Annotated in this window: 9 protein-coding genes; all 9 read right to left on the reverse strand. The window is 62.7% G+C overall.

Annotated elements, in window-relative coordinates:
• Window positions 1-88: 88 nt before the first annotated feature.
• Window positions 89-859: a flagellar brake protein gene (locus tag PAN08_RS12395; RefSeq protein ID WP_269791786.1), complete on the reverse strand. Its 771-nt coding sequence runs from the start codon at window positions 857-859 to the stop codon at window positions 89-91.
• A gap of 325 nt (window positions 860-1184) precedes the next feature.
• Window positions 1185-3416 carry a methyl-accepting chemotaxis protein gene (locus PAN08_RS12400; protein ID WP_269791787.1) on the reverse strand — a complete coding sequence of 744 codons (2232 nt, stop codon included), beginning with the start codon at window positions 3414-3416 and terminating at the stop codon, window positions 1185-1187.
• Window positions 3417-3803: 387 nt separating this feature from the next.
• Window positions 3804-6050, reverse strand: a complete 2247-nt coding sequence (locus PAN08_RS12405; protein ID WP_269791788.1) for a methyl-accepting chemotaxis protein — start codon at window positions 6048-6050, stop codon at window positions 3804-3806.
• A gap of 574 nt (window positions 6051-6624) precedes the next feature.
• Window positions 6625-8607: a chemotaxis protein CheA gene (locus PAN08_RS12410; RefSeq protein WP_269791789.1), complete on the reverse strand. Its 1983-nt coding sequence runs from the start codon at window positions 8605-8607 to the stop codon at window positions 6625-6627.
• A 36-nt stretch (window positions 8608-8643) separates the two neighbouring features.
• Window positions 8644-9009, reverse strand: coding sequence for a response regulator (locus PAN08_RS12415; protein WP_038688521.1), 366 nt, complete (start codon window positions 9007-9009; stop codon window positions 8644-8646).
• Window positions 9006-9314 (reverse strand): STAS domain-containing protein, encoded by a 309-nt coding sequence (locus tag PAN08_RS12420; RefSeq protein WP_269791790.1) that lies wholly within the window; start codon window positions 9312-9314, stop codon window positions 9006-9008. The genes PAN08_RS12415 and PAN08_RS12420 overlap by 4 nt, the downstream gene beginning before the upstream one ends.
• A gap of 287 nt (window positions 9315-9601) precedes the next feature.
• A complete protein-coding gene (locus tag PAN08_RS12425) occupies window positions 9602-10555 on the reverse strand; it encodes a chemotaxis protein CheW (RefSeq protein WP_269791791.1) in 954 nt (317 codons plus the stop codon).
• Window positions 10552-11337, reverse strand: coding sequence for a ParA family protein (locus PAN08_RS12430; protein ID WP_269791792.1), 786 nt, complete (start codon window positions 11335-11337; stop codon window positions 10552-10554). The genes PAN08_RS12425 and PAN08_RS12430 overlap by 4 nt, the downstream gene beginning before the upstream one ends.
• Complete coding sequence (motD, locus tag PAN08_RS12435) at window positions 11337-12281, reverse strand: flagellar motor protein MotD (RefSeq protein WP_269791793.1); 945 nt, start codon at window positions 12279-12281, stop codon at window positions 11337-11339. The genes PAN08_RS12430 and motD overlap by 1 nt, the downstream gene beginning before the upstream one ends.
• Window positions 12282-12284 lie beyond the last annotated feature (3 nt).

The following is a 12284-nucleotide window of genomic DNA, read 5'->3' on the forward strand; positions in this document are numbered from 1 at the left end:
CGAAGGAAACAGGCCGGTCGTGTGCTGTGGGCCTCAGCTTCCGCTGCGTCCTTCACTTGCCACGTGTTCCTTTTCACACACGACCGCCTCAGTCTCCGTTCGCACGCGCCTTGCGAAGGCGGTCGATGCGGAAGATGTAGCGTTGGATCAGGGTGTCGGCACCACGTGGCAGTTCGTCAAAACGCAGCCCTGCGCGGGTCATCTCTACGCCGTTGGCTTGTTTTTGCTGGCGCAGGTTGCAAGCCACCATGGAAGTAGTAATCGGCGGCGATTCGGGAATCTGGAGTACGCAGCCGTGGTAACGACTCTGCAGGTTGAGCAGGCCCTGGGGTGCAGGCAGCATCAGGGCAAGCCCGCCGGCGCTGATATCCAGCACGCGCCAGCGGCTGGGTTGGCCACCGTCGGGGTCGGGCAGCAGGCAATAGGGCGAGTCACCGACCGGTGTTTCCAGGCGATAGAACTCACGGCGCTGCAGGTGGTAAACCTCCTCTGGCAGCGGCGCCCAGAAGGCGATGTGTCCGTCGCGCTCAACGCGGCGAGGTTGCTGCAGCTGGAAGCGGACGGTGACCTTGTCCACCAGCCCGAAGCACAGCAGGGCGGCGGCGCTTTCAACCGTACGGTTGAGCGATGGCAGCGGGCTGGCATCGAGCAGCAGGCCGTGTTCGTCCACTTCCAGCACGGCGCTGGGGAAGGACTGGTCGCGGCCATCAGGATGCGCGTTGATCAACGAGCGCTGGTCGATCATGGACTGCAGCAAATGCCTGATCTGATGACGGTTCCGCACCATGTAGCGGTCGTCGGCATAGAGCTTGCCAGCGGCGTTGGAGGGATTCGGCTCGAAGGGTTCGTTTACGGACATGGGCACGCTTGCGATGGGCCGAAAGACCAGCAGATGGAAAAGAAGCCGCTGGAAACTGTGATAACGGCCGCCCTTTTTACATCTTTAGCCGGGCTATTACGACCCTGGCTTTCAGGCTATGGCTGGCAAGGTTTGAGTCGGTACCGACGTCGGGTGCCGTGCAGGGCTCCTCGAAACGGTGGGCGCGATTGTTTTCGCTTGTTGATGAGGCCATCAAAGCCCACTGCGTTGCCGCTACCGTTGACCGGAACAGAGCCCGGTCGCGCGCAAGAGGCCGGCAGCAGGCAGGCCGGAGAGTTTCCCGCCTGCCGCCGGCAATGGGTTTTTAGAACTCCTGCCAGTCGTTGCCGGTGGTTACGGGTGCACGTGGCGGTGCGCTGGGAATAGCGCGAAGGGCAGGGCGCGGACGTTGTGCGGGCTTGGCGACGCTGGCAGCGGCGCGGGCCAGGGAGGCGCTGAGCGAATCAGAGAGACGAAACTGTGCCACGGCATCGGTGAGTTGCTGTGCCTGGTCTTCCATCGAGCGCGCGGCGGCAGTGGCCTCTTCCACCAGTGCTGCGTTCTGCTGCGTGCTTTCATCCATCTGCATGACAGTCTGGTTGACCTGCTCGATGCCGGCCGTCTGCTCCTGCGAGGCCGCGGAAATGTCAGCCATGATCGTGGTCACGCGCTGCACCGAGGCGACGATGTCATCCATGGTGGTGCCGGCCCGGCGCACCTGCTGTGAGCCCTCGGAGACCTTTTGTACGGAGTCGTCAATCAGCGATTTGATCTCCTTGGCGGCTGATGCCGAGCGTTGCGCCAGCGTGCGCACTTCCGTGGCGACCACGGCAAAGCCCCGTCCCTGGTCACCGGCACGCGCTGCTTCCACTGCAGCGTTGAGGGCGAGGATGTTGGTCTGGAAAGCGATGCCGTCGATGACGCTGATGATGTCGGCAATGCGCTGCGAGGATTGCTCGATGGAGGTCATGGTGGTGACGACCTGGCTGACCACGTCGCCTCCCTTGGCGGCAACCTCGGCTGCTCCCCGTGCAAGCTGATCGGCCTGGCGCGCGTGATCGGCATTCTGGCGCACGGTGGAGGTGAGTTCCTCCATCGATGCGGCGGTTTCTTCAAGATTGGCCGCTTGTTGTTCGGTGCGGCGCGATAGGTCGCTGTTGCCGGTGGCGATCTCGCTGGCTGACAGACTGATGCTGCCGCTGGACGCCTGGATGCGCGAGACGATGGTGGCGAGCTGGTCCATGCTGGCATTGCCGTCATCGCGCATGCGGGAAAACACACCGTGGAAATCGCCTTCCATGCGCTGGGTCAGGTCACCCTGCGCGATGGCCTGCAGCAGTCGCGATAGATGGCCGAGATTGTTTTCTGTGGTTTCCATCAGTGAGTTGAGGCCGCCGACCATGTCGCGGAAGTCGTGTTCGAAATGCCCGACATCACCGCGCTGGCTGAAGTCGCCGATGGCGGCAGCGCCGGACAAACGTTTGATCTCGTTGTTGATCGCCGACAGGCTGGCTTTGGTGTTGTCCATGGCATCAGTGATGGCGGCTTTCTCGCCGGGCAGGCGGTCCATGTCCACGGACAGGTCGCCGCGCGCGTAGTGGCGCATCACTTCCACGACGCGCATCTTCACGCCGATGTGTTGGGCGACGACGGCGTTGACTTCGCGCACCATGCGCCCGTACTCGCCGGGGAAGCGGGCTTCGTCAATACGGAAGCTGATCTGTCCTTCATCATGTTCCCGCGCCAGCTCAAGCTGTGCGGCAATGACCGCCTTGAGCTGGCCTTGCATGCGTTGCATCGAGGCCAGCAACTGGCCGACCTCATCCTTGCGGGTGCTGTCGATGGTGCCGTCCAGGCGGCCGCTGGCCACGTCATCGGCAGCACGCAGCGCGCTGCGCAGTGGGCCCACGATAGAGCGGACGATGACCACGCCCATGATTGCTGACGACACCCCCAGCAGCAACATGAAGGCGAGAATCGCGTTGATGCTGTGTGCCTGCGTTGCATTGGTCTCGGCGGTTTCCCGATTCAGCGCGGAGACCACATAGCTGCTGAGCTTTTCGACATCCTGAAACAGGTCGCGACGCGCAATACGCGACTGATCATTGGAAATGGCCTGCGCGGCATCAAACTCGCCATTGGCGATGGCCTTGGCCATCAGCGCGTGAGCGTCGAAGTAGGCCTGTGTCGTTTGCTGCATCTTGGCGTGGAGGGCTTTCTGCTCGTCACTGGCAGGAAGTGCTTCGTACTGTTGACTGTGCTCGGCCAGCTTCTGCCGCTGTTCGGCAATGCGTTGGTTGTACTCAGCAACGAACTCGGGCTCGTGAAGGTGCGAAAGCTGTGAAAGCTCCGCGATACGGATTTCGGCAAGGTCGGCACGGATGCGGTCCAGGTATTGCACGGCGGGCATGTAGCGCGTGCTGACGGCATCCAGTTGCACGCTGGTTTGCTTGAGCCGCATGACGGCGAAACCAGCCATGGCAAGGGTTGCGACGGTGGTGAGAGTGAAAGCGATTGCCAGCTTTCGGGTGATCGTGAGGTTGCGTAAGAACTCCATCTCTTGCTCTCCGGATCGACTGCTGATGTGTGGTGCGGGGCGCGCGTCCTTGTCCTTCTTGAAAACGCCGCAGTGAGGCGTACGCATCACCGTGTTCAGCTGGTGAGGTCAGAGCTGGTATCGGCGCTTAGCTTGCGTCGCTGTAGGAAAATCGCGGCGAATATTCTGAAGAATTCAGCACAAGTGATCACTTACTGGTCACTTCAGTCATGTATCGAAACGGGACATCTACATAACGTGATGGGCTGCCGTAAGAGCCTGTGTTTTGTATCACTGAAATGCGTCCAGGCACGGAACCGGCATAGATCGTCGCTGCCCCTCGGCCAAAACGAAAAAGGCCCCGTCTTTGTCAGACGGGGCCGTTGAGCTACATGGGAAGCGTGTCGATCAGAATTCCTGCCAGTCCTCGCCATTGGCGACCATCGGCTCCAGGCGACGTGGCGCGGTGGCCATCCGTGCAGGACGATAGCTGGCTGATGGCGTAGCGGCCGCAGCGGGCTTGGTGATGGCGATCACCGCGGAAGGCCGCGACGTTGAGGTCACCCGGAATGCGGCGACCGCTTCGTTGAGCAGCAGCGCTTGTTCTTCCATCGCACGCGCAGCGGCGGTGGCTTCTTCCACCAGCGCGGCATTCTGCTGGGTGGTTTCATCCATCTGCACCACGGTCTGGTTGACCTGCTCGATGCCGGCCGACTGTTCCTGCGAGGCGGCTGAAATCTCCGCCATGATGTCGGTGACGCGCTGCACCGAGGCGACAATCTCGCCCATGGTGGTGCCGGCCTGATGCACCAACGCCGAACCTTCGCCGACCTTGTCAACGGAGTCTTCGATCAGTCCCTTGATCTCCTTGGCGGCAGCTGCCGAACGCTGCGCGAGCGTGCGTACTTCCGAGGCGACGACGGCAAAGCCGCGGCCCTGTTCACCTGCGCGGGCGGCTTCCACCGCAGCATTCAGCGCCAGGATGTTGGTCTGGAACGCGATGCCGTCGATCACCGAGATGATCTCGGCAATCTTCTTGGACGAGGCTTCGATACCACTCATGGTGGTAACGACCTGCTGGACAACATTGCCGCCCTGACTGGCGACGCCGTGCGCGCCGATGGCGAGCTGGTTGGCTTGGCGAGCGTGCTCGGCATTTTGACGCACGGTGGAAGTCAGCTCTTCCATCGAGGCGGCGGTTTCTTCCAGGTTGGCGGCCTGCTGCTCGGTACGGCGCGACAGATCGTTGTTGCCGGTCGCGATCTCGGTGGCTGCCAGGTTGATGCTGGATGCCGCATTCTGGATACGGCCGACGATGCTGGCTAGCTGGTCAACGGTGGCGTTGGCATCATCACGCATCAGTGCGAAGACCCCATTGAACTGGCCGTCCATGCGCACCGTAAGGTCGCCCTGCGCCAGTGCCTGCAGCACCTGAGATACCTTGGCCAAGTTGCCGTCAGCGGTTTCCATCAGGTGATTCAGTCCGCTCACCATGTTGCGGAAATCGTACTGGTAACGGTCCAGTTCGCCGCGCTGGGTGAAGTCACCGGTAGCGGCGGCGCTGGCCAGTCGCGTGATTTCGGTATTGATCGAGGACAGGCTGGCCTTGATGCCATCCACGGCCTCGGTCATCACGGCGCTCTCGCCGGGCAGGCGGTCGATATCCAGGCTCATGTCGCCAATCGAGTAACGCTTCAGGACGTCCAGCATATGCAGGATGGTCTTCACCTGCGAGGCCACCAGATCATTGGTGGCGTGGATCATCTGACCGTACTCGCCGGGGAATGCACTTTCGTCCATGCGGTAGCTGATGGTGCCTGCGTCGTGCTGGCGGGCCATTTCCCCCTGTGCGGCAATCACCGCCTGCAACTGCGTCTGCATGCGCTGCATCGACGACAACAGCTTGCCTACTTCATCTTTGCGCGAGGTGTCGATACGGCGGTCAAGCTTGCCGATAGAAACATCGTCCGCCACGCGAACGGCTTCTTCGAGCGGAACCATGATCGCGCGGATGATCGCCCAGGCCAGCAGGGCTGCCAGCACCAAGGCCAGTGCCAGGACGATGAACACCGCGATAAGCGAACGGTCGTGCGCCTGCCTGGATTCGGCGGTCTGCTGGGTCAGCTGTGTCTGGTTGTACTGCGACAGTTGCTTGAGCTGATTGAACAGATCGCGACGCAACGTGCGTGATTCGTCGCTGGAAATGGTGCGGGCGGCATCGAAGTCTTCCAGCGCGATGGCTTCGGCGATTCGCTCGTGTGCACCAAAATAGGCAGCGCGCAGTGCCTTTACCTTGTCGTACAGGTGCTGCTCTTCCTTTGTGCTTGCCGTCTCGATGCTGTCGTAGGCTTTTTCTTCTGCTTCGATCAGGGCGCGCGTAGCCGCCAAGCGCTTGTCGTAATCGGCCAGCTGCGTCGCGTCGCCCTGATAGTTCAACTGGGCCTGTTCGAAAGTTCGGAATTCACCCAGCTGAGCGCGCATTTCGCCAAGGTGTTGCACGGAGGGCATCCAGTTGTTGCTGACTTGTTCGAGCTGAAGTTCGGCCACATCCAGGCGCCATACCGAAAACAGGCCCAGCAGCAGCGTGAGTAGACCGGTGGAACAGAAAGCCACCAGCAGCTTCCGCGTGATTGACAGGTTCTGGAACCATTTCATTGCAGGCGCCTCCATCGGCATTTCGCGCTACACAGGCCCGTTGCACCTGTGGAAGTTTCGGTTGATTGAATGTGGCGGCGGGGGCGCCTTGGTGGTCCGGGAACCACGACGTGCTGAGGTATCGGCGACCGGTGAGGGTTCTTGAGCGACTGAGAGACGGGCTGCTGAACGACGTTCAGGAGCGAGGTCGGAGCATGATTGGCGATGCGAAAATACTTGGCTGACGACGCGTTTTTCCCTTGCCCTTTGCGGGGAAGGAGGGCATTGCTACGGCCGCACATTGCGTGCTGCACCCAGGCGGCTCTTCTGCATGCCGGGCAAGATGAAATGCCTTGTGAGCTATTGGCGCCGCGCCGGTTCCAGAGCGGCTTTGCTTTGACGCAGGGCGCTGGAAAGGTACTCAAACAGCTGCACGGATCAACCGTTCAGAGGCCGCGCCCTGTTTCTCCATCGCGGGGAGGGCGGCCCTCATCCATCCTTTCTGGCGCACCTTCTCCCGCCGATGGGAGAAGGATGCCGCCGAACATTTCCAGTGACTCGGGGAGTGTCAGCGGCAGCTAGATGCGGGACTGCATCAAGCTGCTTGCGGCATGCGCAACGAGCGCACCAATCCACCAATATCGACGATCAATGCGACGCGACCGTCACCAAGGATGGTGGCGCCGGACACACCGCCGATGCGGCGGTAGTTGTTCTCGATATTTTTGACCACTACCTGCTGCTGGCCGAGCAGTTCGTCCACTTCCAGCGCAATCTTCTGGCCATCGCTTTCGACTACCACCACCAGCGGATCGCCATGGCTGCTGTCGCGATAGCCGTAATGCTGGCCCAACGCCAGAATCGGCAGGTACTCGCCACGCACACGCAGCACGCGGCCTTCGCCACCCATGGTGCGGATATCTTCGGCCTGCGGCTGCAGTGCTTCCAGCACGTAGGCCAAGGGCAGGATCAGGGTTTCGCCAGCCACCGAAACGGTCATGCCGTCGAGAATGGCCAGTGTCAGTGGAAGGCGAATTAATACGCGGGTGCCCGCGCCGGTGCGGCTTTCCAGCTGTACTTCGCCGCCAAGTGCCTGGATATTGCGGCGGACCACGTCCATGCCCACACCACGACCGGACAGATCGGTGACTGCATCGGCAGTAGAGAAGCCCGGTTGGAAGATCAGGTCCCACACTTGCGAATCGGTGGGGTTGTCCGGCACGTTGAGGCCGCGTTCGAGCGCTTTGGACAGGATTTTTTCGCGGTTCAAGCCGCGGCCGTCATCGCTGACTTCAATCACGATATGACCGCCCTGATGTGACGCTGCCAGGGTGATCGTGCCGGTTTCTTCTTTGCCGGCGTCACGACGCACGTCCGGCATTTCCAGGCCGTGGTCGATGGAATTGCGGACCAGGTGCACGAGAGGGTCAGCGATCTTTTCGATCAGGCCCTTGTCCAGCTCGGTGCCTTCGCCGATGGTGCGCAGGCGCACCTGCTTGCCGAGGCGACTGGAGAGGTCACGGACCAGGCGCGGGAAGCGGCGGAACACCGCATCCACGGGCAACATGCGCACGCCGATGACCGCTTCCTGCAGGTCGCGCGTATTGCGCTCCAGCAGATCGAGGCCGGCGAACAGCTGTTCGGCATGAACCGGATCCAGCCCACCGGAAACCTGCTTGAGCATGGCCTGGGTGATGACCAGTTCGCCCACCAGATTGATCAGTGCATCGACCTTGTCGACGCTGACGCGGATTGAGGATTCGGCTTCGTGCGCAGGGGCACCGTTTGCGGCGGGCTTGGAGGCTTCGGCCGTAGCGACGGCCACAGGCACCGGTTCAGGCTGTGGGGTTTCAATGGCCAGGCTCGGTGGTGCGGCAGGGCGGATGTCCAGCTCGCAGTCGTCCACGACCCAGGCGAAAGTGTCTTCGATGCGGCTGCGCGGCACTTTGCCGACCAGGCCCAGATCCCACGCCAGGTAGGCTTCCAGCGGATCGAGCTGCTCGAAGGAGGGCAGACGTTGCATGCGTGGTTCGACATGCAGGGAGCCCAGCGTTTCCAGCTCGCGGATGATACGCAGCGGATCGTTGCCACTCATGAACAGCGAGGGTGCCGGCGCGAAGCCGATTTGCCACGCATCCGGCGTGTCATCTTCCTTGGCGGCCGCAACCGCGGCGGCGGGTGCAGGCGCTTCACCGGACAACACCGCCTGCAGGCGATCGGTGACAGCCTTCACTGCCGCCGGATCAGCCGCTTGGCCGTGCTCGGCTTCGCGCAGAAGGGCACGAAGCACGTCCACCGAGGCGAGCATTGCATCGACGGCATTGCCGGCCAGTGCGCGCTTGCCGGAACGCAGTTCGTCCAGCAATGTTTCAAGCACATGAGTGAGGCTTGCGATTGCATCGAAGCCAAACGTGCCGGCGCCACCCTTGATCGAGTGGGCGGCGCGGAAAACGGAGTTGATGATCTCCGGGTCCTGCGCGCCGTCTTCCAGGGCAAGCAGGCCGGCTTCCATCGCATCCAGCCCTTCACGGCTTTCTTCAAAGAAGGTGGCGTGGAAGCGTTGCAGGTCCATGCTCATCGGCGCGGTATCCGTTGGTAAGGCAGGTAGGGCTGATCAGCCCAGGACTTTCTGGACGGTGGCGACCAGTTGCTCGGGATTGAATGGCTTGACCAGCCAGCCGGTGGCGCCAGCGGCCTTGCCCTCGGACTTCTTGTCAGCGGCCGATTCGGTGGTGAGCATCAGCATTGGGGTGAACTTGTAGTCCGGCAGCTGGCGCAGTTCGCGAATCAGCGAAATGCCGTCCATGTTGGGCATGTTCACGTCAGTCACCACCGCATTGAAGCGCTGGCCCTTGGCGCGGCCCAGGGCGACGGCGCCGTCTTCGGCTTCTTCAACCGAAAACCCGGCCGAGGTGAGGGCAAAAGAGACCATCTGGCGCATTGACGCCGAGTCGTCTACCACCAGGATTCGTGCGCTCATGCAGCGTTCTCCACAGATTTCGTTGTGTCAGGGGTTGCTCCCAGACCCAAGGTCTGGAGCACGCCGAGCAAGCGCGCGGCGTCATGGAAGGTTGCGGTTGCGTTGTCAAAGACGGTGGCATGGCCGGCCTGTCGGCGGGCCAGCACGAAGGCACAGAGCACCTGCATGGCTGCGGTGTGTATCCGCGAAACCTCGCTGGCGTCCACACGCAGTTCACCGCCTTGGCCAAGGTGCAGGGCCAATTGCTGTTTCAACTCGCTGGTGGTCTCGATGCCGAGATCCTGCAACAGCGCCACAGTGCTCATCGTCGCTCCGGACAAACGTTACTGGGAGGTTTAGCGGCGGTGTGCCGGGGATCTTTAGGGCGTGTAGGGAAAAGGGAGAGAGAGTGCCAACCGCTGCACGGTTTGGCGCTTGCCTCTCCCTGACATGTAGCGAAGAGGAGGCGGGGAGGAGATTTCGTTGGCTGCAGGGAGCAAAGGACAAAGGACAGCCTTCCTCCAAACCTCCCCAGCGTTGGGCGCGAGGGAAGGGCGAGATCGTCGCTATTGCCCTTGGTGCGGGGCCTCACGCCTCTCCACATGCTCCCACTTCACTGCAACAGCCGCGTCGCATCCAGCAGGATCATCGGCTGGCTGCCGACGCGGGCGATGCCGCGGAACAACTCGTTGGATATCTGGCAGATGCGGGCGGTGTCGGGTGGCTCGATCTGGGAATCGGTGAGGCTGGCGACGTCTTCCACCGCCGATACCCGCAGGCCCAGGACTTCGCCGTTCTCTTCCAGCACCACGATGCGGGTCTGGGGATCTTCCGCTGTGGCCGCCATGTCAAGGTGCAGGCACAGGTCCATTACCGGTACCACCTGACCGCGCAGATTCATGATGCCGAGCATTGATGCATCGGTGCCACGCAGGGCCAGTAGCGGTACCGGCAGCACCACTTCCTGCACCTTCAGCAACTCCAATGCATAGGTCTGTTGACCGCAACGCAGGCGCAGCCAGCGCGAGGCCCGTTCACTAGCGCGGCGCTGCTGGGGACCGTTGGCGGTATGGGCCTGCGCCTGCAGCTCCTGCCAGCTGTTGGGCCGGGCAGCGCCGGGCTGCGCTCGGGCGGTGGGCGCACGTGCCATGGGGGGAATGGGCGTGGGAAGCGGCGGAGTCACACCGGCAGCGACATCAAACGCGCTCTGCAGTGCCGGACTGTCGGCATGCGCCAGTTTGGCGCTCTCTGCCGGGCCAGTTTCGTAGATAACTTCGTCAGGCAGGTCGTCCCAAGTGGGTTCGGGCGTGTTGCCTGCGGCGGTATCTGCCAATGCCAGGGGAACTTCAGCCGGAACGTCATCCCAACTGGGTTCTGCCGAACTCTCCGGCTTGCTCTGCATCGCAGCCAACGCTTCCTCGAAAGCTGCTTCCAGCTCGGCGCTGTCGCCGGGCACGTTGGCCAGGGCCGTGGGCAACGTCGCCGGCTTGACGGCAGCGACCACGGGAGCCGGCATGGCCTCAGCCAAAAGTTCGTCGAGGTAGTCGTCTAGAGCCGCGGTGCTCATGCGGCCTCCCGTTCCAGCGCCCGACCATCCTCGCTCAGGATCCACTCCAGCGCGCGACGGTAGGCGGCGTGACCGCGGCCCGGATAATCATCGCCCTGAATCGGTTGCGTGAGCCCGGCGGCATGGCTGATACGGGTGTCCACTGGAATGGCGTCTTCCCAGACGCGGGCACCGTGCCGGTCCTGCATCTGCTTGAGGGTTTCGTTGCCGGCGCGGGTGCGGCGGTCGAACAGGGTGGGCAATACCGAGATCGGCAGGGCGCGCTTGCGCGAGCGTTCCACCATTTCACCGGTGCGGACCATACCGTCGAGGCCGTGCAACGCCAGCGGTTCGGCCTGGGTGGGGATGATCAGGCGGTCGGCAGCGGCCAGTGCATTGATCATCAGCAGGCCAAGTGTGGGCGCACAGTCCAGCAGGATGTAATCGTGGCGTTCGCCATGACGTGCGAACGCCTGTTGCAAGGCCAGGCCAAGGCCGGGCTGGTTGGCGCTTCGCCGTTCCAACGTGGCCAATGAGGCCTGCGCGCACAGGTAATCCAGGCCCGGGATATCGCTGGCATGTGCCAGGCCGGAAATCTCGTGCGGTGGTGTGGCGAACAGCTCCTGCACGCCCTGCGGCACGGGCTCCAGCGGTACGCCGAAGGCGCGGGTAAGCGAGGAATGGGGATCCAGGTCGATCAACAGCACCTTGTGGCCGCGCGCGGCCAGGCCGCGACCAAGCGACAGCGTGGTGGTGGTCTTGCCGACGCCACCTTTCTGGTTGGCAATGGCCCAGATACGCATCAATGAACTCCTTCGATGACAGCAGGCACCGCGCCCGTGGCGACGGACGCGCCGCCTGTCGGTGTCGCAGTGTCGGTGCGGGTGCTGGCGGTGGTGTTGCCAACGCCCGGCAGGTCGGCGGCCGCCGCGGAGTCGGCCAGGATGATGACCATCACCCGCCGGTTGCGATTGCGGCCTGCAGGTTGATCGTTGCTTTCGCGTGGGCGGAATTCGCCATAGCCGACCATCGCCAGCCGCGCCGGTTGTACGCCGTGGTCGGCGAACAGGTGCACCACGCTGGCCGCACGGCCGGCAGACAATTCCCAGTTGGACGGAAACTGCGCGGTGGCGATGGGCAGATTGTCGGTGTGGCCCTCTACGCGTACACCATTGGGCGCATCGAGCAGCACATCGGCCAGCTTTCCCAGAGTGTCACGGGCGCCGACATCAAGTGCGGCCGAGCCGGTGCTGAAGAGGATGTCGCTGTTGATTTCCACTTCGAGCCAAAGCTCGGTGCGGCGTACGGTGATCACGCCCTGCTTGACCAGTGGTGCCAGCGCCGAACTCAGGCGGTCGGCAATCTGGTTCAACTGGCGCTCGGCGCGTTTGAGTTGCTCCTGGTTGTGCGCCGACACTGGCATGCGCATATGCGATGCCATCGACGGGAGCTGGGTGGGATCGGACATGGCACCGCCGGTCATGCTCGGCGAACGGATCACCGATGGCGTGTCATGGCCGCCACCCTGGATCTGCATGTTGCCGACCTGCACCTGGGTAATGGTGCGCGGCGCACCGCCGAAAGCGGTGGACAGCGAATCGGCCATCACCCGGTACTTGCCCTCATTGAGCGACGAGATGGCATACATCACCACGAAAAAAGCGAGCAGTAAGGTCATCAGATCGGCATAGGGGATGGCCCATGCTTCGTGATTGCCGTGCTCTTCGTGGCGCTTGCGACGTGCCATGGC

The organism is Stenotrophomonas sp. Iso1, from assembly GCF_027497995.1.
In the GTDB taxonomy this organism is placed as follows: domain Bacteria; phylum Pseudomonadota; class Gammaproteobacteria; order Xanthomonadales; family Xanthomonadaceae; genus Stenotrophomonas.